The organism is Saccharopolyspora elongata (assembly GCF_004348985.1).
In the GTDB taxonomy this organism is placed as follows: domain Bacteria; phylum Actinomycetota; class Actinomycetes; order Mycobacteriales; family Pseudonocardiaceae; genus Saccharopolyspora; species Saccharopolyspora elongata.
This window is the reverse complement of record NZ_SMKW01000047.1, coordinates 1-22,487: the sequence shown is the minus strand read 5'-3', so window position 1 is coordinate 22,487 and position 22,487 is coordinate 1. Positions and strand designations below refer to the sequence as shown.

The 22,487-nt window shown below is 67.2% G+C and carries 19 protein-coding genes; 12 read left to right on the top strand and 7 right to left on the bottom strand.

Translation table 11 applies throughout. From position 1 onward, the window contains the following. Positions 1–60 precede the first annotated feature (60 nt). Positions 61–687: a TetR/AcrR family transcriptional regulator gene (locus tag E1288_RS29365; protein WP_132490693.1), complete on the bottom strand. Its 627-nt coding sequence runs from the start codon at positions 685–687 to the stop codon at positions 61–63. Positions 688–881: 194 nt separating this feature from the next. On the opposite strand from E1288_RS29365, the gene E1288_RS29360 reads away from it, so the two are divergent. Genes E1288_RS29360 through E1288_RS29350 form a run of 3 tightly spaced genes read left to right on the top strand, consistent with a single transcriptional unit; the run spans position 882 to position 3,602 of the window. After that, positions 882–2,213: an MFS transporter gene (locus E1288_RS29360; protein ID WP_132490690.1), complete on the top strand. Its 1,332-nt coding sequence runs from the start codon at positions 882–884 to the stop codon at positions 2,211–2,213. Between the two features lie 4 nt (positions 2,214–2,217). After that, the gene (locus E1288_RS29355) at positions 2,218–3,012 is read left to right on the top strand and encodes an MBL fold metallo-hydrolase (protein ID WP_165968304.1); all 795 of its coding nucleotides are present in this window, start codon (positions 2,218–2,220) and stop codon (positions 3,010–3,012) included. A 2-nt stretch (positions 3,013–3,014) separates the two neighbouring features. After that, the gene (locus E1288_RS29350; protein WP_132490684.1) at positions 3,015–3,602 is read left to right on the top strand and encodes an isochorismatase family protein; all 588 of its coding nucleotides are present in this window, start codon (positions 3,015–3,017) and stop codon (positions 3,600–3,602) included. A gap of 212 nt (positions 3,603–3,814) precedes the next feature. Here E1288_RS29350 and E1288_RS29345 read toward each other — a convergent pair whose 3' ends face one another. Together E1288_RS29345 and E1288_RS29340 are read right to left on the bottom strand one after the other, a co-directional pair. Beyond that, positions 3,815–5,656 carry an acyl-CoA synthetase gene (locus E1288_RS29345; RefSeq protein WP_132490681.1) on the bottom strand — a complete coding sequence of 614 codons (1,842 nt, stop codon included), beginning with the start codon at positions 5,654–5,656 and terminating at the stop codon, positions 3,815–3,817. Then, positions 5,653–6,519: a fumarylacetoacetate hydrolase family protein gene (locus tag E1288_RS29340; RefSeq protein WP_132490678.1), complete on the bottom strand. Its 867-nt coding sequence runs from the start codon at positions 6,517–6,519 to the stop codon at positions 5,653–5,655. Before E1288_RS29340 ends, E1288_RS29345 begins: the two co-directional genes overlap by 4 nt. Positions 6,520–6,630: 111 nt before the next feature. Between E1288_RS29340 and E1288_RS29335 the strand changes: the two genes are divergently transcribed. The 3 genes from E1288_RS29335 to E1288_RS29325 all read left to right on the top strand — a co-directional run bounded on the left by E1288_RS29335 (position 6,631) and on the right by E1288_RS29325 (position 9,587). Beyond that, positions 6,631–7,206, top strand: a complete 576-nt coding sequence (locus E1288_RS29335; RefSeq protein ID WP_132490675.1) for a TetR/AcrR family transcriptional regulator — start codon at positions 6,631–6,633, stop codon at positions 7,204–7,206. Between the two features lie 120 nt (positions 7,207–7,326). Then, the gene (locus E1288_RS29330) at positions 7,327–7,923 is read left to right on the top strand and encodes a VOC family protein (RefSeq protein WP_207954614.1); all 597 of its coding nucleotides are present in this window, start codon (positions 7,327–7,329) and stop codon (positions 7,921–7,923) included. Between the two features lie 20 nt (positions 7,924–7,943). After that, entirely contained in the window at positions 7,944–9,587 is a 1,644-nt protein-coding gene (locus tag E1288_RS29325; RefSeq protein ID WP_207954613.1) for an FAD-dependent monooxygenase, read from the top strand. Between the two features lie 324 nt (positions 9,588–9,911). On the opposite strand, the gene E1288_RS29320 is transcribed toward E1288_RS29325, so the two are convergent. Next, positions 9,912–10,778: a fumarylacetoacetate hydrolase family protein gene (locus E1288_RS29320; protein ID WP_132490669.1), complete on the bottom strand. Its 867-nt coding sequence runs from the start codon at positions 10,776–10,778 to the stop codon at positions 9,912–9,914. Between the two features lie 252 nt (positions 10,779–11,030). Between E1288_RS29320 and E1288_RS29315 the strand changes: the two genes are divergently transcribed. The 3 genes from E1288_RS29315 (at position 11,031) to E1288_RS29305 (ending at position 12,925) form a co-directional block, all read left to right on the top strand. After that, positions 11,031–11,645 (top strand): malonic semialdehyde reductase, encoded by a 615-nt coding sequence (locus E1288_RS29315; protein ID WP_132490666.1) that lies wholly within the window; start codon positions 11,031–11,033, stop codon positions 11,643–11,645. Positions 11,646–11,710: 65 nt separating this feature from the next. Next, entirely contained in the window at positions 11,711–12,655 is a 945-nt protein-coding gene (locus E1288_RS29310; protein ID WP_132490663.1) for an alpha/beta fold hydrolase, read from the top strand. Between the two features lie 60 nt (positions 12,656–12,715). Continuing rightward, positions 12,716–12,925: a hypothetical protein gene (locus tag E1288_RS29305; protein WP_165968302.1), complete on the top strand. Its 210-nt coding sequence runs from the start codon at positions 12,716–12,718 to the stop codon at positions 12,923–12,925. 393 nt (positions 12,926–13,318) lie between these two features. Here the strand turns inward: E1288_RS29305 and E1288_RS29300 are convergent, their stop codons facing one another. Further along, positions 13,319–13,786: a hypothetical protein gene (locus E1288_RS29300; RefSeq protein ID WP_132490657.1), complete on the bottom strand. Its 468-nt coding sequence runs from the start codon at positions 13,784–13,786 to the stop codon at positions 13,319–13,321. Positions 13,787–14,152: 366 nt separating this feature from the next. Then, on the bottom strand, positions 14,153–14,482 hold the full coding sequence (locus tag E1288_RS29295; RefSeq protein ID WP_132490654.1) for a hypothetical protein: 330 nt from the start codon (positions 14,480–14,482) through the stop codon (positions 14,153–14,155). Positions 14,483–14,509: 27 nt separating this feature from the next. Between E1288_RS29295 and E1288_RS29290 the strand changes: the two genes are divergently transcribed. Together E1288_RS29290 and mycP are read left to right on the top strand one after the other, a co-directional pair. Next, positions 14,510–15,529, top strand: coding sequence for a hypothetical protein (locus tag E1288_RS29290; RefSeq protein WP_132490651.1), 1,020 nt, complete (start codon positions 14,510–14,512; stop codon positions 15,527–15,529). A 38-nt stretch (positions 15,530–15,567) separates the two neighbouring features. Continuing rightward, the gene (gene mycP, locus E1288_RS29285; protein WP_235883870.1) at positions 15,568–16,797 is read left to right on the top strand and encodes a type VII secretion-associated serine protease mycosin; all 1,230 of its coding nucleotides are present in this window, start codon (positions 15,568–15,570) and stop codon (positions 16,795–16,797) included. Here the strand turns inward: mycP and eccCa are convergent, their stop codons facing one another. Further along, entirely contained in the window at positions 16,798–20,802 is a 4,005-nt protein-coding gene (gene eccCa / locus E1288_RS29280; RefSeq protein WP_165968301.1) for a type VII secretion protein EccCa, read from the bottom strand. A 139-nt stretch (positions 20,803–20,941) separates the two neighbouring features. Between eccCa and eccD the strand changes: the two genes are divergently transcribed. Next, entirely contained in the window at positions 20,942–22,339 is a 1,398-nt protein-coding gene (eccD, locus tag E1288_RS29275) for a type VII secretion integral membrane protein EccD (RefSeq protein ID WP_132490648.1), read from the top strand. Positions 22,340–22,487: the final 148 nt, after the last annotated feature.

Genomic DNA, 22,487 nt, shown 5'->3' with positions numbered 1-22,487 from the left:
GGTAGCGGTGGGCTTCGCTCATTTGTGGTCCTGATCGGACCAAGGTGCATAGACGTTGCGCTAGGAAAGTGAGACTCCTAGTTCGTTTTCCATCGCGGAAGTGAGGATGCCTTCGACGCTTTGGCCTGGGAACTGGGCAGTGCGTACGGAGCGTTGGATGAGGGTTCCGTCCATGACGACCAGGATTCTCCACGCCGCGAGTTTCGGTTCGGGTGCGTTGAAGACGCCGGCGTGGTAGCCCCTTTGGATCAGGTCTGCGAGTTTGCTGACGCCGTCGGCCATGCGGATCTCGACCTCCCGCGCGAGCGGTTCGCGTCGCGGTGCGGTCACCCACGCACTGAGCCACAACGCCAGTGTTGGCGTTCGTTGGTTGGACATTGACCGCGCGAGGAAGTCCTTTGCGGCGTCTAGAGGTTCCATGTCGTCGAGTCCTGCGTGCAGCTCGTCGAGGTCGTGGCCGACCACGGTGGTGAAGACTTCTGCGATGAGGTCGTCGATCTGCGGGAAGTAGTGGTGCAGCAGTCCGGGAGTCACGCCGACGTCGGAGGCTACGTCGCGGACGGTCAGCCGGTCCAGCCCGTGGAGGTGCGCGAGTTGTGTCGCGGCGTTGATGATCTCCGCGCGCCGTTCCGCCGGCGTTTTGCGGATCCTCTTGGCTGTGGGCCTTGACGTCATGCGCCCCATCATATTAACTTCCTGTCCAATAGTCTACTGAACACTTGACCAATAGATGGGTCGGGCATGAGTTCATCAGGCAGAACACCGCCTCGCGGCACGTGGAGATCAGCCGGCGTCAGGCTGGAGCGCATCCCGTCGCCGCCGTGGACACCAGGAACGGAACACGGCCGTGCAGCCGTGTGGCATGCGGCCAGGAGGGCGCGATGAGGACATCGGGTGGGTCTCGTCAGCACCGCAGGGCTGGGCTCGCGGCCTTCGTCGGCACGACGGTCGAGTGGTACGACTTCTACGTCTTCTCGACAGCGGCCGCCCTTGTGTTCGGTCCCGTGTTCTTTCCGTCGAGCAATGCGATCACAGGACTTGCGGCCTCGTTCGCCACCTACGCCGTCGGGTTCATCGCCCGCCCTCTGGGGGCGATCATCTTCGGTCATGTCGGCGACCGGATCGGGCGGCGCCCTGCGCTGGTCGCGACGCTGATCCTGATGGGCGCGGCGACGTTCCTCACTGGACTGTTGCCCACGTACGCGACCGTCGGTCCTTGGGCGCCCGTCCTGCTGGTCGCGCTCCGCATCGTGCAGGGAGTCGCGGTGGGTGGCGAGTGGGGCGGGGCCGTGCTCCTCGCCGTTGAGCACGCCCCCGAGAAGTCCAAGACCTTCTACGGAGGCTTTCCCCAGCTGGGCAATCCCGCCGGGGGACTGCTGGCCACCGGTGTCTTCAGCATCTTCTCCAGTCTCGGCCAGGACAGTCTTGAGGAGTGGGGATGGCGCGGCCCATTCCTCATCTCCGCCGCACTGATCGCGGTGGGGATCTACGTCCGGGCGAAAGTGGAGGAGTCTCCCGTCTTCGACGACGCCAAGGCACAGAGCCAGGCAGCGACGGTCCTTCCGCTCAAGTTCGCTGTGGTCCACAACTGGAAACCCATTCTGCTGGCCATCGGCATGGTCGCCGTGCCGTCTGGGGGTTACTACATCGTCACGACCTATGCCACCGCCTACGCCACCGGCGATGCGGTTGGCCTGTCAGCAACGTTCATTCTGAACGTCCTCACCGTCGGCTCGTTCTTCGAACTGCTCGCGACCCTGCCCAGCGCGTGGCTCGGTGACCGCCTCGGCAGGGTGCGCGTCTTCATCGCCGGGGTTGTCGCGATGGGGCTGCTGGGACTCGCGGAGTTCGTCGTGCTCTCGGGCTCTTCCCACATCCTGATCTTCGTCGTCTTCTCGGCGATGCGGTTCGCCAGCAGCGGCGCTTACGCCGCCCTCGCCACCCTATTGGCGCAGATGTTTCCGACCGAGTCCCGCTACACGAGCATGTCGCTTGCATACCAAGGCTCCGCGGCGATCTTCGGTGGGCTGTCCCCTCTCGCGGCCACGCTGCTCTACAGTGCCACCGGATCCGTCTGGTCGGTCATTGGGTTGCTGCTCGCGCTATGCGTTCTGGCAGTCTGCTGCGCGCTGTTCGCGCCTCAGCTGCGTGACGCGCCGATCGCCAACCCGGCAAACGCCCAACCGATGCCAGGCGCGAATGCAACGGAGTAAACCCATGACGTTGGATGTGGCACCCGCGTGGTTCGTCCAGACCAAATACCGGGCCGGGATCACACGAATCACAGAGCCGTACGTGCATCCCTTGTTGCGGGCCAGTATCTGGCACCTTCAGGGATCTGACCGCGATGTGTTCATCGACGCCGGCCTCGGTATCGCATCGCTGCGCAACAGCTTTCCGCACCTCTTCGCGCGGTCGCCGCTCCTGCTGCTCACACACGCGCACCTCGACCACGCAGGAGGAGCCTACGAGTTCGACGACATAGGCGTTCATGAGTCCGAGGCCGACGAGGTGCGCCAGCCGCGCGCGGCGAGCCTCTACGCCGATGCGCTGTGCAAGCATCTCGGGACGACTCTCAATGTCCTTGGCAGTCGGCTACCGCCAGTTCTGCTCGACGCCGTGCCCGAGGAACACTTCGACATCGACAGTTTCCACGTCCGTGCGGCAGCCGCAACGCAGACGCTCGTCGAAAACGACAGCATCGACCTCGGTTCGCGGCGGCTGACCGTCCTGGAGCTGCCGGGGCATTCTCCCGGCAGTCTCGGGTTTCTCGACAGCGAATCCGGGGCGCTGTTCACCGGCGACGCACTGTACGACGGCACGCTCCTGGACGATTTGGCCCACTCCAGTGCGACGGACTACCGCGCGACGATGACGCATCTTCTCTCGTTGGAGTTCGCCGTCGCGTATCCGGGCCACGGTCCTCCGCTCTCGCCTCGCAAAGCCCGCGCGATCTGCCGGAAATACCTAGCAAGAACCCAGGAAGAGCCCACAACCTCGGAGCACGCTTGACCATGAAATTTCTCGATATCCAAGACACGGTCCTGCTCGTCATCGACATGCAACCCGGCTTCTACCCTCCCGGGCGACGCGATGTCGACCGCAGCGCCCTCAACGTCGTATTTGAAAACGCCGCATGGGTCGTCGAAGTCGCACGAGGTCTCAGCATCCCGGTCGTCGTGGCGGAAGAGGACCCGGAGAAGAACGGGCCAACTCACCATGCCATCGTGGAATCTCTTCCCGCATCAAGCAAAATCTATCCGAAGACGTCCTTCGGTGTTGCCGGCGACCCGCGGATCATGGAGGCACTCGACTCCCTCGATCGGTCGACCACCGTTCTCGTTGGGACGGAGACCGACATCTGCGTCTGCCACTCGGCCTTGGGTCTGCAAGAGGCCGGTAAACGCGTCGCCGTCGTCCATGACTGCGTGTACTCACCGAAGGCCGCGCACGATTACGGCTTGCAACGGATGCAGGCGGCAGGAGTGGAATTGATGTCGGCCAAGCAGCTCCTCTACGACTGGCTGCCCACGCTCGGGCAGATCCGGGAGTTTCGGAAGGAGCGGCCCCAACTCTCGTACCCAACCCACTTCAGCCTCTAACGTCAGTCGGCGGTGGACTCGGCAGTGGTCGGGAGCGTCGGCCTGAACATGAAGAAGGCCTCCCGTTGCTCACCGTTTCCGCATGATCTGAGCCACACGGCGATTCTGTGGAGGCAGTTGAGCATTGTGGACGGTTCTGGGGCATGTGCGTGGAACGGGTGCTCATCCCGAGAAAAGCAAGCAGTGAGGGAAGATTGATGCGTCGCTGACTGTTACGGGTTCGGATCGCCGAGCTTGTAGGAGAACGAGTACGCGCACAGGCGGTCGGTCAGCTCGTCGAGGCGATCCGCTCCTGGATCAACGGATAACCGGATTCCGGCGTGAGCCCGGCCGCCGCGATCAGTCACCGTCACCTCTGCGGCGAGACCGGCACTCCGGAGTTCTTCGCGCACAACTCGACCGACCGCATCGTGAATCAACGCCACCTTGTTCACCTTGCCTACCACGGTGACCGGTAGCGCCTGGACCGTGTGCACGAACTTGGGGACGGCCGCACGTTCCGGTGCGTGTCGGCGCGCCCATTCCTCGAGCTCTCCGGGAGCAGGATTCGCCCCGTTGCGCAGGACGAGGTAGGCGGCGGGCACCTCACCGGCGTGCGGATCCGGCCGTGGCACCACGGCCGCCGCCGCAACATCAGGGTGCGCCAGCATCGCCTCCTCGACCAGGCGCGGGTCGATGTTGTGGCCGCCGCGGATGATGACGTCTTTGGCACGCCCGGTGAGATGGACGAAGCCGTCGCCATCCACGCGACCGAGATCGCCGGTGAGCAACCAGCCGTCGATGACCACGCCGGTCGGATCCGGCGCTGGTCCGTTCGGCCCCGGCCGGAGATAGCCCGGAAAAACGCTGGGCCCCTTGATGGCCAGTTCTCCGGTCTCACCGACGGCGCAGTCGGTGAACGAAAGACCGTCTGGCCCCCGTCGAATCGCCTTGACATCCTGATAGGGCAGCGGAAGACCGACGGTTCCTGGTGGTCCGCCAGTGAGCGGTGTGAAGGTATTCGCGCAGGTGCCCTCGGTCAGACCGTAGCCCTCGACCATCGGTACCCCGGTGTTGGATTCGAATTCGGTGCGGACGCGATTCGGCAGGGGCGCCGCGCCGACGATGCCCGCCCGCAAACTGGAGATGTCGACGCCGTCCGGGACCGGCGGCAATGCGGCGTACACCGTCGGCACGGCCGAGAACGTCGTGATCCGATACCGCTCTACGATCCGCCAGAAGTCCGTCATCGCCTCCCGGTCCCGGAACCCGAGTGCGCCCATCGAAACGGCAGCGCCGCCTTTCAACAGCGGGGCGAGCGTGGAGACCAGGATGGCATTGACGTGGAACAGCGGCAGACCGGAGAGCACCACGGCATCCCCATCGAACACTGCGTGCTCGCTCAGCGCCCAGGCGACATACACCTCATTCGCATGCGTATGTGGCGCGACCTTCGGCACACCGGTGGTGCCCCCGGTATGGAAGTAAGCGGCGATATCCGTTGCCGTCGAACGATATTCGTCGATGAGGTGTTCGCTGGGCTGAGCATCGGCGAAGAGATCGAAATCGCCCACCCAGGCTGGGGACGCGGCTCTTGTCGCCCCTCCCACGGAGATCAGTGCCCGCAGGCGTGGCAGGGCCTCGGCGACCGAGCACGCCTTGTACCAGCCGGCGGGATCGAGTTCGGGCGCCGGCGCGACCAGTATCCGGACGTCCGTTAGCCGCATGATCTCGATGATGTGTTCGGTGGCGAGCATCGGATTGACGGGATTGGCGATGCCGATGACCTGTGCGCCCAGGAGCGCCGCATAGGTGGTACCGGTATTCGGCAGCAGCAGCCCGACAACACCGCCGGGTTCGAGTCCCAGGGCCGAGTAGAGGTTCGCGGCCTGGTTGACCCGTGCCAGCAGATCGCCATACGTCCAGGTTTGCGGTTCGTCCCAGCGGTTGCCACCGGGCAGCAGGTGCAGGGCGGGCGCACCGGGGCGGCGCCGCGCGGATCGGGTGAGCAGTTCGTATGTGGTTGCGGGCAAACGTCTTTCGGCCAGCGGCACGGGAATTGCTGGCGGGGTCATGCCGCCACCACCCGATTGCTCAGCACACCGATGCGTTCCACATCGATCTCGATGACGTCGCCCGCGCGCAGGAACCGACCGGAGAAGGAGCCGGCGCCACTCGGGGTGCCGGTGCAGATCACATCACCGGGTTGCAACGTGTGGAACCGGGACAGGTGGGAGACGAGCTCGGGGATGGAGTGGATGAAGCTGCTCGTCCGATCGTCCTGGCGCAGTTCACCGTTCACGCGCGTCCGGATCGCCAGGTCGACGTCCGCGGCGAATTCGTCGGCGCTGACCAGACATGGTCCGAGTGGTTTGAAGGTGTCGAAGCTCTTGGCCACAGCGATCGATGCGACAGCGTCGCCGGTCATCGCGCGACGCTGAATATCGCGCGCGCCGACATCATTAGCGACCGTCAGGCCGGCCACGTGATCCCAGGCATCCGCGACGGGGACATTCGTCGCCGCACTGCCGATGATGACGGCGAGTTCACCTTCATAATCCACCTCGTCGGAGGCAACCGGAGGCAGCACGATCGGGCTTCCCGGGTCGGCGACCGCGGAGCCCGCGGTGATCTGCATATTGGGTTCTGTCGGCAGCTCGATGTCGGCGCGACCGATCGCCGCGAAGGCGGCGAGGGCTTCTTCGGCATGACTGGGGTAGTTGAGCCCGACGATGACCACCTTGCCGGGCCTGCGGACCGGGGCGTGCAGCGTTGCCTCCCCGAGCGGGAGCTCGCGAATGGTCGCCGCATCCCGTGCGGCGGCTAGCCCCGGTCCGTCGAGTAGCTGACCGATATCCCGATACGGCAGGTCGAGAACCGAAAGCAGGCCCGGCCGATCCTCTCGAGCGATGCCGACCGTGGTGCTGTAGAGACGCATTCCACTACCTCCGCGATCATCGGCGCGGCACCATCGCCGCTCTTGGCTCCGAGTTAAGAGCATTTCATGACTCACAGTCAAGAGGCCGTCGTCGAGGGGTAAGCTCGCGTTATGCCCAGGAACCGACAGCACATCCCGAAGGCCGAGCGCGAGGCTGCCGTGGTGGGGCAGGCGGTGGAGTTGTTCGTGACGAACGGATATCGCGGCACGAGCATCACCTCGGTCGGGCGCGCGGCGGGAATCGCCGCGGCTGCGGTGCACTGGTACTTCCCGACCAAGGACGATCTCTTCGCGGCGGCCTTGAGCTCGATCTTCGAGACCGCGCGCGACCAGGTCGAGGCTGATCCGGCCATCGGCGGCGACCCGCGTGACGAACTGGTCGCACTGCTGGCCGAGGTGCAGCCGTACCGGGCGCTGCACCGGGAGGCATACGAGCGGATGGCGGAGTCCGAATCGGTGTGCGCCGCGTATCAGCACGTTCACCAGTGGATGGAGCAGCGGCTTTTCGCCGCGATCGCGAGTCGGTTGCCCGAGGGGGCTGATATCGACTTGGTCGCCGACGTGGCACACGTGCTGTTCGAGGGCATCTTGGTCAGTACCCGTCGGCTCGATCGCCCGTTGGGTGATCTCATTGATCTCATCATCGATTCGCTGGTCGCTGCCGCGATCGCGAAGGTGCCACGTTGACCGGTCGCTGATCGACGTTGCCTGCCGCGGTTCCGGTTCGGAGCCGCAGTGCAGTCACCCGTGCTCGCCAGTGACGACCTTGGTCTTACCGGTGGACGGTGATGCGGAACGCCCCATCTCTTGACTCTCATTCATGAGCATGGCTACGGTCTCTTGTGTTGCATTCAAGAGAATTTGATCTCTCTACCGGAGGTGTCAACGATGGCGTCACCCGTCAAGCTCGCGCACATCGTGCTGCGGACGAATCGGCTTCAGCAGATGAAGGACTGGTACGTGCGGGTCCTCGAGGGACGTGTGGCGTTCGCCAACGACCAGCTCGCGTTCATGACCTACGACGACGAGCACCACCGGGTCGCCTTCATTGCAACCGGCGCGTCGCAGCGGCCCGAGGACATGCACACCGGCCTGCATCACGTGGCCTTCACTTACGATTCGCTCGGTGATCTGCTCGGCACCTATCGCAGGCTGAAGTCCGAAGGGGTGCAGCCGTTCTGGTGCGTCAACCACGGCCCGACCATGTCGATGTACTACCAGGACCCCGACGGCAACCAGATCGAGTTGCAGATCGACAGCTTCGACACCGAGGAGGAGACCCAGGCGTTCTTCGAATCCGATGCGTTCGTGACCAATCCGATTGGTGTCGACTTCGATCCGGAAGAGCTGATCGCGCGGTTCGAATCGGGGGAGCCGTTCGCGGAACTGGTGAGGCGTCCGTGAGCGCGGATGAACGAACTCCGGTGCTGATCGTCGGGGCAGGTCCGGTCGGGCTGGCCACCGCGTACGTGCTAGGCAGGCACGGGATTCGAAGCATCGTGTGTGATCAGTACGACGGGATCAACCCGCACCCGCGCGCCCATGTGGTCAACACCAGGTCGATGGAGCTGCTGCGCAGCTGGGGTATCTACGACGGCATCATCGAGGATGCCGTCGACCTCAACTGCGGGCTGAGTTTCGTCTGGAAGCACACGGTCGCGGGTGAGGAATTCGGCCGGATCGACCTCGCCGACTCGCCGCCCGAGCATGTGGCGCGACGCCTGGGGGCCTCGCCGGTCACCATCGGATCGTGCGCGCAAGATCGGGTGCAGCAACGGCTGCTGGATGCGGTGTACGAGCAGGGCATGGCCACAGTCCGATTCGGGACGCGAGTCGCCGGTGTCGAAGATCTCGGCGCGTCGGTGGCCGTTGCCGTCGAGATCTGCGGTGAGACCGAGCGGTTGAGCGCGGATTATGTCGTCGCGGCGGAGGGTGCCGCTGGGTCGATTCGGCACGGCCTCGGGATCGAAGTCGAGGGCATCCCGGAGTTCGGGCGCCAGATCAACGTCTACTTCCATGCCGATCTCAGCGAGTGGGCCGATAAGGACCCGGCCCTGCTGTTCTGGGTGCTCAACACCGCCTGTCCCGGTGTGATCATTCGGATGGGCGGGAACCGCTGGACTTTCAACTTCGGCTTCGACCCCGCGCGGGAAACGGTGGCGGACTACACTCCGGCGCGCTGCGTAGAACTGATCCGCAGCGCGGTTGGAGCACCGGACCTGGAGGTCGACGTCCGCACCATCGGCACCTGGATTCTGGGTGCGAGCACGGCACGGCAGTACCGGAAGGGCCGCATCTTCTTGGCGGGCGATGCGGCGCACCAGTTTCCGCCGACTGGCGGTCTCGGCATGAACACCGGCCTCGTCGATGCCGACAACCTCGGGTGGAAGCTGGCCGCGGTAATCCAAGAGTGGGCTGCGGAAGACCTGTTGGACACCTATGAATCCGAGCGACGCCCGGTCGCCGTGGCCAATGCGCAGAGCAGTATCGACAACGCCGTCAAGTTGGCCGGCAGCGGGATCGGGATCGGGTCCAACACCCTCGAAGTGGCGGCCCGGTTGGAGAGCTCGGATCCGGCGATTGCCGCCGCCGAGCGGATGCGACTGGGTGCCTCGGTACCCGAGCAACGCCCGCACTTCGACCATCTCGAGTTGGAAATCGGCTATGTGTACGGCGCTTCGGACGAGACGAAGCCGTCGGACGACCCCATCACCGTGGCGGTGCCCGGTGGCCGGCTACCGCACGGCTGGGTCACCAGGAACGGGGTGCGAATGTCGATCCTCGATCTGATCATCCCGGGGTTCACCCTCCTCGCCGGGCGCGACGGCGCGGCTTGGGCCGACGCCTGGGCCCGGGTGGCGGCTGGAGTGCCGTCCCAGGCGCTCGTCGTGGGCAGGGACTTCATGTTCGAGGGACCGGAATTGTGTGGAATTCCGGATACCGGCGCCGTGCTGGTTCGCCCCGACGGTCATATTGCCTGGCGCTCGGCGAAATTGTCTGCTACCGCTGCCGTCGAACTTGCAACGGCGCTGCGAACCGCCTGCGGGGCAGCAGAATTCGCTTCCTGACGTCAGCTCCGTAGCCTGGATCCACCCGCTACCGGTGGATCCAGGCTACGGACATCTCTGCTGTGGCGAGACAAACAGCAACCGTGGCCGCAGTTGAAATTGCCGACGTGCCGGGCACGGTGCGCGGGCCACGAGTCGATCAAGCTGGAGAACATCGCCTTCTACCGAGCCAGGATGGTGTTCTTCCACCGCGCTTCGCCGGTCGCGAACTCACTGAAGTGCAGCGGGAGCGGCAGAGTTTGCTGTGGAACACCGGATTTCATTACGTGATCGGCTCGCACCGAGCACCCTCCTCGTCCAATGCGGGTATGGCATCGCGCGAGTTCAGGCTGCGGATACCCGGTTGGACAGAGTGCCGATGCGTTCGACTTCGATCTCCACCACGTCGCCAGGACGCAGGAAGCGTTCAGTGAACTGCCCTGCTCCACGCGGGCTTCCGGTGGCGATGACATCGCCCGGTTCCAAGGTCTGGTAACGGGACACGTAGGCGATCAGATCCGGGATCGAGTACAGGAAGTTGCTCGTCCGATCGTACTGGCGCAGTTCACCATTGACCCATGTGCGAAGGCGAAGATCCATTGGCTCGGTGAATTCGTCGGCGGTCACCAGGCATGGCCCGAGAGGCTTGAACGTGTCGAAACTCTTGGCCACCCCGATCGAGGCAACCGGATCCCCGGCGTAGGCGCGGCGCTGTATGTCGCGAGCGGTGACATCGTTGATCACCGTCAGTCCGGCGACGCACTGCCACGCCTCGAGCGGATCGACATCCGCAGCCTTGCGGCCGATCACGATCGCGACCTCACCTTCGAAATCGACGTGGGTGGCCGCAACCGGAGGCAGCACGATCGGCATGCCATGCCCGGTTACCGCCGAGCCCGCGGCGATTTGGACGTTCGGTTCGGTCGGCAGTGCGACGTCATGTCGTCCGATCGACGCGTACTTCTCCAACGCTTCCTCGGCGTGGCTCGGGTAGTTGAGCCCGACCGCCAGGAACTTGCCGGGCCGGGAAAGCACGGGACGCAAGGTCACTGATTCCAGCCGTACATCGCGCACCGGCTGCGCGGTCCGGGCAGCCGTGATGCCGTCACCAGTGAGCAGCTCGCTCAGGTCGGAAGCCGGCAAGCCGAGGAGGGCAAGGATTCCGCTCGTATCCTCTCGCGCGATCCCCTGGTCGGTGGCGTAAAGACGCATTAGCTGGTTCTCCGGATCGGATCGTGGCAGGGGGTCAAAGCCTGCTCGCAATGTTCAAGCAACGGTGGCGGGAAAAGACGCGAGCATCCCGCGTCGGGGTGGCTGGTGCTCAGCCGCACGTACGGTAGAAGAGTCTTGATTAACAGTCAAGAGAGTGATGTCAACCTCTTGACTCGCAGTCATGAGATGGTCTTGAATGCAAGTCAAGACAGTCAGTAACGATGCCTCTTGAGCGAAGAAGGAAGTAGCCCCATGATCGCCGAGACAACCCGTGCGTTGCCGCGCCTCGACGAGACCGGTCGCGCGGCGCTGTTCACCCAAGCGCGCACCGCGAACAGCTTCGCCGACACCCCGGTCACCGAGGCCGAGCTCCGAGAAATCTGGGAACTCGCTCGCTGGGCACCAACGGGCGCGAACACCCAGCCCCTGCGGGTGTTGTACATCGGACGCGGCGAGGCGCGCATGCGGCTGGTCAAGCACATGGACGACGGCAACAAGGCGAAGACCGAGGCGGCACCAGCCGTCGCAGTGCTCGCATTGGACCCCCGATTCCACGAGCACATGTCAACACTGCTGCCCTTCAAACCCGAGCTGGGTGATGTCCTCGCGGCCAACGAGGAACTGCGCACCAGCACAGGGCAGTTCAACTCAGCGCTGCAAGCCGGGTACTTCATCCTCGCTGTGCGCGCCCTCGGTCTCGCGGCAGGGCCCATGGGCGGGTTCGACGCTGCCGGTGTTGATGCCGAGTTCTTCTCCGAGGAGCAGTGGCGATCGATCCTCGTGGTGAACATCGGCCATCCCGGCGAAAACCCGTGGTTCGATCGCCTGCCCCGCCTCGACTCCGCCGACATCGTCCGCTGGGCCTGAGATCCTTCTCGCCGCGCAGACGACGCTAGTCCCGCGGCATCGAAACCGGTACGAGGTGAAGATCAATGACCGACCTGCGGCATCACCGTGTCAGCGTCAACCGGATAAAGCTGCACTACGTCGAGGCAGGTGCAGGACCCGCAGTCGTTCTGTGCCACGGCTTTCCCGAACTCTGGTACAGCTGGCGCCATCAGCTCCACGCCTTGGCGCAGGCGGGCTATCGCGCCATTGCGCTCGACATGCGTGGCCACGGCGAATCCGACGCACCCATCAAGATCGAGGACTACGACGTATGCCAAACGGTCGGCGATGTCATCGGCTTGATGGACCTTCTGGGCATCGACCGGGCCGCGCTGGTCGGGCACGATGCCGGCACGTCGACGGTCTACCACGCCGCCCTGATGCGGCCGGACCGGGTGCGCGGCGTCATGGGGCTCTCCGTGCCCTATGTTCCGCGTGGACCGCTGAGCGTTCTCGATGCGTTCGACGACACGGTACCGGACGGCTTCTACATGCATTACTTTCAGAAGCCCGGCGTTGCCGAACAGGATCTGGAACGCGACATCACCGAAAGCCTGCGCCGCCTCATCTACGCCAACTCCGGCCAGAACCCACAAGCTCCGTTCACCATGACGGTGCCAGAGGGGAGCACTCTCGTCGACGAACTGCCCGCGCCGGACGGCCCCATGCACTTCCTCTCCGAGGCCGATCTCAGCGTCTATTCGACTGCGTACTCGCGCACCGGATTTCGCGGTGGACTGCACGGTTACCGGGTGTTCCAACGCAACTGGGAGCTCACCGCCGCGTGGCACGATATGGCGTTGCCCGTGCCGGCTGCCTACGTCGGTGGAGCCTTGGACACCGTACTGCAGTTTCCGGGATTCCGTACCGCAGCAGAAGCCATGGGTCGAGCCACCTTCCTCGATGGTGCGGGGCACTGGGTTCAGGCGGAACGCCCTGACGAGGTCAACGAAGCGTTGCTGTCGTTCCTGGATTCGTTGCCAAGCTAGTGCTTTCGCTGGTTCATCGACCCGTGCGGCGTCAACGGCGAAGCCGCTTACGACGTCGCTGTGCTCGCACTCAAGGCCAGCCGGGACGACCTCGACGACGCCCGCGACTTCGTCGACACCCTGGCACGCAGCAGCGGCAACGACCCTGACCGGGCAGCAGCCTGGACGCGCGCCATCGCCCGCAGCGATGAATCGGTGGTGCCAGCCGAGCAAGGTACCCGGGATGATCAGCGATGCCGAGTTTGCAGACCGGGCAGGGAATCGAACTAGATGCCGGTCCGTCGACTCTAGCGGACTGGGCGGGCAAAATGTTGGAACCGGCCTGCCTTTTCGTACCGTGGCAGGAGTAACTCCGCCTTTTCGCGGCATCGTCGCGGTCGTGCTGTCGATGGCCGGTGAGGAAAAACCCTGGCTTGGGGAATGGTCTGCCCAGGCAGTCGTTGCGGCTGGGCGCGGGTGTCCAGAATCGCGGTGGCATCTTCCGCCAACAATGTCGGCAGGCGTCCCGGCGGTTGGGGTGGCCTGGAGCCCGCTGCTGCAGGGGAACAGAGGCTCATGTCAATACCTGGTCCATCTTCGAAACGATGGGCGGCCGTTCCGCGCGATGCGGTTGAGAACACCGAGGGCGGCCGCCTGGTGTTCCGGTGGCGGGGATCGATCGGCCTAGTCGGTCAGCGCGGCGAGGCGGCCGACACGCGCGAAAGCGGCGTGCTCGACGCGTTGCCACAGGCCCCGGGCGTCGCTGCACTGGTGGTTTCCGGTGCTGCTGCCAGCGATCCGGGGCTGACGACGGCTTTGTGGCAGGCATGCGGGAAGCTCTTCGGCGGCCCCGTGCCGCATCGGATGCTGTGGTTGGTCATGCCGGGGGCGGGGCGTCCCGACGCGTTCGGGAACGTTTGCGCTCAGGTGCTGGCGGACTCCTTCGGCGTTGAGGTCATCGCGCCCGCCGGTCAGCTCGCTGTCATTCCACCCGGGCCCGCGTTCGCGGTCGGAGCCGCCGGTGCGGCGGGTTGGAACCGCTTCCGCCGAGGCGCGCGGAGCGCCCCCTTCGGGTATCGGCTGCCGCCGCCGAGCTGGGAGGCGATGCTCCCCGGTCTTCCTCTGGTCGAGAAGGACCTCGTATTCGAACACGTTCCCGCCGGGCTGCTGGTGCGGGACGTGCGTTCGCGGCCTTCCTGCCCGGGCGATCCCGCGTGGGACGTACCGGTGGACGCGCGCCGACCGCGCGTGGTGCTGGGACGGCCCGGGGCGGACGAAATCCCTCACGAGCAGCTCGTGGCCGGGTTGCGCCGGCTGCCACCTCAATTGCTTGACGTGGCTTGGTTCGTGCCGCTCACAGCAGGTACACAGGTTGCGGCTTGGTCGCAGGGGCTTGCCGAGTCGTTGGGGCGCGGCGTCGTCGTAACCCCCGGGGTCCCGATGGCCGATGGCTCGGTCGTCGTCCGAGAGGTGCCTGGCGGAAGAGCGTGGCCCACGATGCCCACCCTGCTCCGGTATTCACCCGGAGCGCCCGCTGAAGTCCTGGCTGCTGCACCACCTCCCCGCGGGTGGGTCGCGGATGGTGCGCTGGGCTATCGCCCGGCGGCGGGACAGCGGGTTGGACTTCGCGTGGTGCCGGCCGGCCTCGTCATGACGGGCCCCGGTGACACCGCAGGCCCCGTGGGAGGACCATTCGAGCCGCATCGGATGACGATCGCGGTGACTCCATCCGCTGCGGTTGAGGAGGTGGACCTGCTGCGGGATCTGCTCGGCTGGTTGGCGCAACGGTGCGGTGGCTGTGCTCGGCTCCTCGCGGTGGGTGTGCAGGAGGAGCGCTTGCGTGATCAACTCCGCGGCATAGCGAGAGAATCCGGAGTGGAGCTCGATGTGCGCGGTGGTCTGGTCGCCGTGGAATCGCCACGTGCGAAGGCCAAGTCCGGTGAAGAGTCCACTGTGGTGATCCCGACCGCGGCGAAGTCTCGGCCGGCCACGTTGAGTTCCGGACCATCGGCTTCGCCGTCTTCGGAGCGCGCCGAGCCGCCGACCGCGCGGTTGGACGCGCGATTCACCGGCGTCCGCTCAGCTCCGCATGCTCCTCCTCTGGTCCCCAGCGGACATAAGAGCAGCGAGGGTGAGCGGGCGGCATTCCTTGCATGGGCGGCCGACGAGTTCAACGACGCGGTGGGTGTTGTGAACGCAGCACTCGCGCTCACACCGGCGCTGCGGGGCGACGACGAGACCGCCGCGCGTGTTGACCTCGTCGCGGTGCGCCTCTACCTCGGTGCCGGTGCGCGTGGCGGTGCGGCGCTCAACGAGGCGCTCAGGGAGGAGCGGGTGCTGCCTTGCGCTGAATTCCTGGCGTGCCTGACCTCCGGGCTCCGGCGACTGCCGGTGCGGCGCGGGCCGGTCTTCCGCCAGGCAAGTTGGTCGTGGCAGCAGGACGTGCGGGATGCATACCCGCTTGGCGAGGTGCTGTCGGAGCCGGGATTGCTCAGCGCCGTGCCCGAGGGCGAGTGCGTCGCCGCGGACTTGGCCGTCGATTTCGGCATCTGGTCCAGGACCGCGCGCCGTGCGTCGGCCCTCGCTACCCCTGGGGAGATCGAGGAGCTGGTGTTCTGCCAGCGCAGTCGATTCAAGGTGCTGGCCGTTGACGACAGCGCAGACACTCGTCCGGCCGTGCTGCTGGGAGAACTCGCCGCAGACGAAAAGGGCGGTACCGGCGAGCTGACCGACCACGATCTTGCCGTAGCGGAGAAGCTTCGCGAAGCGTTGCGGCTTCGCCGTGCCGTTGAGCCGTCCGTGATGGGTGAGGTGCAGGCGTCTCGCTTCCAGAGCCCCGTGGGGCTCGTGGCAGGTGCCGTGGCGGGGCAGTCCATTTCCGCGACGGCCTCGTGAGCACCGCAGAATTCCGTCAACTCCTTCGGAGTGAACCGATGAACGCTTTCGCCAGCCGTTCCGCTCGCACCGCCGCCGCGTTGTGCTTGGCGTGCGCGATGTCGGGAGGTGCGGTGCAACCGGCGCTTGCGGCGCCGAATGCGGGACCGCCCGACAGGTCGTCGATCCAGGGCTGCGCCCCGCCGCCGACCGTCACCGACGGGGCCATCCCGTGGGCGCAGTTGCAACTCGCCCCGCAGCGGGTTTGGAAGGTCACGCGCGGGCAGGGGGTCGTCGTCGCCGTCGTCGACTCGGGTGTCGACCCCAACTCGCCCCAGCTGGCCGGTTCGGTGTTGCCGGGCAAGGCCGTTTCGGGGGCGGCCGACTCCGATTGTTCGGGGCAGGGCACGTTCGTCGCCGGGATCATCGCCGCCAAGCAGGTGCACGGCATCGGCTTCGCCGGGATCGCGCCGGAGGCGCGCATCCTGCCGGTGCGCGTCCTGGACGGCCAGGGGAACGGGGATCCCGGCATGCTGGCGAAGGGGATCCGCATCGCGGCGGATTCGGGAGCCCGCGTCATCAACGTCTCCACCACCACCTCGCAGCCCAGCGCCGACCTCGAATCCGCGGTCGCATACGCCCGGTCCCGCGACGCGCTGGTCGTCGCCGCCGCGGCGAAGGGCGGCGACGACGGCTCGGTCACCTACCCGGCGGCCTACCAGGGGGTGCTCGCGGTGGGAGCCGTCAACGAAACCGGGCAACCCGGCGCTTATGCGGAGACCGGTGCGTCGGTCGAACTCGTCGCGCCCGGCGAGGGCGTCGTCAGCATCGGCCCCGGCGGGCCGGGGCATTGGCAGGGCTCGGGTACGGCTTACGCGACTCCTTTCGTCTCCGCCACGGCGGCGCTCGTCCGCGCGTACCGCCCGGAGCTCAACGCCGACCAGGTCGCACAACGCCTGCTGGCGACCGCGAATCCGTCGGGAGGAACCGTTCCGGACCCGGACACCGGTTGGGGCATGGTGAATCCGTACGCGGCGGTGACCGCCGCCGTCGCCGCGGGCGGTGCCGATGCGCGGCCGGGTGGTGGGGCCGTCGAACGGGTCGAGCACCCGGTCGCGCCCGCGCCCGACCCGACGCCCGGGCGCATCGTCGTTGTCACCGCCGCCTCGGCGGTCGTGCTCGGCGTCGTCACGTGGCTGATTTCCGTGCTCGTCCCGGCCGGGCGTCGCCGGGGCTGGCGCCCCGCCCGCAAGGTCGTCGTCGCGGACGGGGCCACCGAACACCGCTGATCAGCTCCGCGCCGAGCCCGCCACCGGAGCGTTCCCGGATCGATCACCGTCGAGCAGCGGCGTCTGCACCAGCCGGACCACGCGTCGGCGGTTGACGAACTGGGCACGTCCGGGCGGAAGCTGCCGGGGCCGCAGGTTGCCCACGAAGCTGCCTTCGTCCTTGGGGCACGAGAACAGCAGCACCGGTGTGCCGAGCTCCCACAGCCGGCGCATCACAGGGTCCATCATCGCCCGGCCGCCGCCGGAGGTGCTGCGGGCGATGATCAGGTGCAACCCGATGTCGTGGCCCTGCGGGAGCAACGAAATCAGCGGCTGCAGCGGATTGGTCAGGCCGCTCTCCACCAGCTCGGCGTCGTCGACGACGATGAACAGCCGGCCACCGGACCACCAGTCGCGCTTCGGCAGCCGGTCCGGTCCGATCTCCGGGCCGGGCACCCGCGCGGCCAGCGCCTCCGCCGCCTCCGCGATCTGCTTCGCGAGGCTCTCGGCGGTCACCGAGTACCCGATCTGGTACTCGGCGGGCACCGCGTCGTGCATCTCCCGCCTGGGGTCGGCGAACAGCACTCGGGCCTGCTCCGGCGAGTACCGGCGGGTCACCGCCTCGGCGAGGTAGCGGAGCATGTTCGTCTTGCCGCTCTCGGTGTCGCCGAACACGACCAGGTGCGGGGTCTGGTCGAAGTCGTGCCACAGCGGCCCGAGCTCGACGTCGTCGAGGCCGAGCGGCACCTGGAACACCGCGTTCTCGTGCGCCACGCGGAGTTCGGGGAGCTGCCGCGTCGGGACCTCCGGCGGCAGCATTCGAACCGGGGGCGCGGGCACCGCGCCGGGGCCGCCGATGGCTTGCACCAGGTCGGCCACCGCATCGGCGAGGTCCTCGCTCGACGAGCGGCCGTCGATCCGCGGGAGGGCGGCGAGGAAGTGCCGCCTGCTCGTGGTGATGCCCCGGCCGGGCGTGGCCGGAACGGTGGCCGCCAGCCTGCCGTTGACCTCGGACTCGACCGGGTCGCCGAGGCGCAGCTCGAACCGCGTGCCCAGCACGTCCCGCAGCCACGGGCGCATGTCGGACCACCGCGCGGAGCACACCACCAGGTGGATGCCGAAGCCGAGCCCGCGCGCGGCGATGTCCTGCAACCGGGTCTCCAGGTCGTCGAACTCGCTGCGCAGCGTGTACCAGCCGTCGATGACCAGGAAGACGTCGCCGTAGGGGTCCTCGTCGAGGAACCGGCCCTGGGCGCGAGCCCGCCGGTACGCGGCCATCGAGTCGAGGTTGTGCGAGGCGAACAGCTGCTCTCGGCGTTGCAGCAGGTTGGTGATCTCCTGCACGGTGCGGGTGATGCGGTCCCGGTCCAGCCGGTTCGCGACGCTGCCGACGTGCGGCAGGCCGGACAGCGCGGCCAGCGACCCGCCGCCGAAGTCCAGGCAGTAGAACTGCACCTCGGTGGAGGTGTGGGTCAGTGCGAAGGCGCAGATCAGGGTGCGCAGCAGCGTGGATTTGCCGCTCTGCGGCGCACCGACGATCGCCACGTGCCCCTTCGCGCCGGACAGGTCGGCGGTGAGCAGCTCGCGGCGTTGCTGAGCGGGGAGGTCGACCAGGCCCACCGGGACGACCAGCGTGCGCGCCGGATCCCGGTCCACCGCGTGCAGACCCAGCTCGGGGTCCTCCTGCAGAGCGGGCAGCAGGTCGTCCAGCGCTGCGGGTTCCCGCAGCGGCGGTAGCCACACCCGGCGCGCCGCCGGGCCGTGGCCCGCCAGCCGGTCGAGGATCACGTCCATCGTGGACAGCCGTTCCTCGCCGGTCTGCGGTTGTGCCACGACGGGTTCTTCGACGTCGATCTGGCGCTGGGCCACGTGCTCGCCGGTGAATTCGGCCAGCTGCTCCGCGACGACCTTCTGGCCGGCCCGCCTGCGCGGGGCGCGGTAGGGGCCGGAGACGTAGGCCGCCTTGAAGCGGGTCAGGGTCTGGGTGTCCGAGCGGAGGTAGCCGTTGCCCGGCGCGGTGGGCAATTCGTAGGCGTCGGGTACGCCGATGACGCTGCGGCTTTCCATCGCGGAGAAGGTGCGCAGCCCGATGCGGTAGGACAGGTGCGTCTCGACCTTGCTGATGCGGCCCTCGTCCAGCCGTTGCGAGGCCAGGAGCAGGTGGACGCCGAGGCTGCGGCCGAGGCGGCCGATCATCGCGAACACGTCGATGAATTCCGGTTTGGTGACCAGCATTTCGCTGAACTCGTCGACGACGACGAACAGCGCGGGCATCGGCTCCAGCGGCGCGCCGGTTCGGCGAGCCTTCTCGTAGTCGCGCCGCGACGCGTAGTTCCCGGCCGAGCGCAGCAGTTCCTGCCGGCGGTTCATCTCCCCGGTCAGGGCGTCCTGCATGCGGTCGACGAGTTCGATCTCGTCGACCAGGTTGGTGATCACGGCGGAGGTGTGCGGCAGCCGGTCGAAACCCAGGAAGGCCGCGCCGCCCTTGAAATCCACGAGCACGAAGTTGAGTTCTTCGGAGGAATGCGTTACCGCCAACCCGAGCACGAGGGTGCGCAGGAGCTCGCTCTTGCCGGAGCCGGTGGCGCCGATGAGCATGCCGTGCGGGCCCATGCCGTCCTCGGCGGACTCCTTGATGTCCAGCTCGATCGGGACACCGGAGGTGTCGATGCCGATCCGCACCCGCAGCCGCTGCCGCGCGGGGCGGCCCTGTCGCAGCTCGTCGCGGTCGAACCCGTGCGCGTCACCGATGCCCAGCAACGTGGTCAGCTCGTAGTCGGTCGCCAGCGGTTCGCTGGTGTCGGTGGCCGTGCCGATGCGGAACGGGGAGAGCGCGCGCGCCAGCGCCGCCGCTGCCGCGCCCCCGAGCGCGTCGGGGGCGCCGAGCCAGGTGGCCGACTCCTTGCCCGCGCGGTTGAAGGTGACGGTGCTCAGCTCGTCCTCCGCGACGTCCAGGTGCAGGGTGTCGCGTTCGGGCCGCCAGGGAAGCCCGTCTCCGACGTCGATGACCACGGTGTTGCGGTAGCCCTCGTCGGCGAACCGATGTCCAGTGGGGACGGTGACGCCGTCGAGCACGACGACGACGAGCGGCTCGCGGGCGGTGATGGGACTGGCGCCCTCGAAGCGCGGCCGTTCGGTGAAGTCCCCGCCCAGCAGATCCTCGGCCTCGGTCACGTTGTCGGCCATCAGCCGGACCGGCCCGGCGCCGTCGCGGCGCTGCACGTCCTGGGCGTGCGGCAACCACTTGACCCAGTCCCAGGCCGGGCGCTCCCGGCCACCGGCGCAGACCGCGATCACCAGGTCGTCGGGCGAGTGGAAGGTGGCGAGCTGGGCGACCATCGCGCGGGTCATCGCGCGTGCCGCTTCGGCATGGCCGCGCAGCTGGATACGCGCCAACCCGCGCAGGTAGACCGGCACCGGCGCGGCGGGCAGGCTGCTGTAGGCGCGCAGGAACCGGCGGAGTACGTGCACCGACAGCGGTTCCAGGTCTTCGACCGGTTTGGTCTCCGGGGGCACCAGTTTCAGCGCGGAGTGCTGCGGTCCGACGCCGATGCGCACCTCGCCGAAGTCCTCGTGGGTGCCGCGCCGTTCCCAGAGCCGGTAGCTCAGCGCCAGCGACCACAGCGACCCCGGGTGCGGGTGCGTCCAGGCCGCCGCGGCCTGCTGCTCGGCCAGCGACCGGCGCACCTTCTGGCGCTGCTGCGAGAGGTAGCGCAGGTAGTCCCGGCGGTCGCCGCCCATCTTGTGCTTGCGCTCGCTGGCCGCGCGGATGAGCTGGCTGACGACCATGCCCACCATGGCGATCACCATGACACCGCCCGCGACGTAGGTCATCGGGCCGGGGCGTTGCAGGAACGTCATCGTCATGCTGCCCGACATGAGCACCATGGGCAGGTAGGTGAGCACCGTGCTCAGGCTGTTGCTCTTCGACTCCGGTACCGGCGGCGGCTCCTGGAGAGCGAGTTCGCCCTCCGGCATCTTCGGTCCCACGCGGCGCGCGGGCCGGTTGAACAACGTCGTGGTCAACGTGATCGCCCTTCTGGTGAAGCGTTCCCCTACGGATTCCCCGCGCGCCCGGACAACGGGTTCGCGAGCGGTTCGACGCGGCTACTTTTCGCCGTGTCGCGGTTGCGGCCAGCCAGCCAGAGAGGAACCGGACACCGAAATGAAAGGCACTGCCAAGGATGTCACAAGCCGACTCGTCCGGCTACGGCTGACGATCGGATCCCGATCGGTCGAACTCGCGGTCCCCACCGAGGTTCCGCTGGCGGACCTGCTGCCGGCGATCCTGCGGCACGCGGGCCAGGACCTGGCCGACCAGGGGGTGGAGCACGAGGGGTGGGTGCTGCAACGCCTCGGACAGCCCCCGCTGGACGAGAACCGGACGACCGCCGAACTCGGGCTCGCCGACGGCGAGACCATCCACCTCAGACCGAGGTCGGCGGCCTTGCCGGAGATGGATTTCGACGACCTCGTGGACGGGATCGCAGCGGAGATGCGTGCCCGCCGCGACCGCTGGAACGACCGGTTGACGCGATGGATGTTGTTGGCGTTCGCGGGGTTCGCACTGGTGCTGGGCTGGATAACGCTCGCCGTCGCGGAGTACCCGCTGTTGTCCGCTGTGCTCGCCGGAGCGGGTGCCGTCGGCCTGCTGGCGGCGGGGGGAGCGCTTGCCCGGGCGAAGTCCGCAACCGTCACGGGTTCTGTCCTCGGCGTCCTGGCCGTGGCCTACGCCGCGCAGTCCGGGTGGTTCCTGCCGGTCGCGATCTACCCCGCGGCGCCACCGGCAATGGGTTTGGTGTGCGCGGCGGTCCTCGGCATGCTGCTGGCGGTCCTCGCGCTGCTCGCCATCTCCGACGCCGCGCTGCTGTTCGTGGGGATCCTGTTGCCTGGTGCGCTGATCACCGTGGTGCTGCTGATGAGCGCCGCCTTGTCGTGGCGAGCCGACCAAGCCGCGGCGTTCGGGCTTTTGCTCTGCGTGGTCGTCATGAGCTTCGTGCCGACCATGTCGTTCCGGTTCGCGGGGCTAACGCTCCCCGCGTTGCCCAACAGCGCCGACGAACTGGACGAGGACGTCGAACCGGTTCCGCACGAAACCGTGGTCGAGCGTTCGGCGGTGGCGGCGCAGTACCTGGTAGCCCTCGGCATCGCCCTCACCGCGACCGAGGTGGTCCTGTTCACCGTGGTCATCTCCACGTGGCAGCTGTGGCAAGCGGTGCTGGCCATCGTCACCGCCGGGGTGTTGCTGCTGCGGGCCCGTTCGCTGGAAGGCGCCTGGTCGCGGTGGCCGGTGCTGATCGCCGGTGGTTACGGGGTCGCGGTCTTCTGGGCGTGGCTGCTGGTCGGCGCGGACCCGGTGTTGCGGCTGGCGGTGCTGTTCCCCGCGTCGCTGGTGCTGGCGCTCGTGCTCCTGCTGAGCGTGCGGGCTATGCCCGGGCGGCGTCCCAAGCCGTACTGGGGCCGCGCGATCGACATCCTGGAAGGCGTGGCGGCGGTGGGGCTGATCCCGCTGCTGCTGGCGGTCCTCGACGTCTACGTCCTCGTGCGAGGGCTCGCCGGTTAGCAGCCGCGGGCGGCGCACCCCACTCCATTCGAAACCGTTCTGAGGCGAGCGTTCATGCGATCCCGACGTGACCAGGTCCAGGCCTACTTCTTCGTCGTGGGCAGACTGATCTCCGCACTGTTGTCCGGACGCCCGGACGACCCGAACC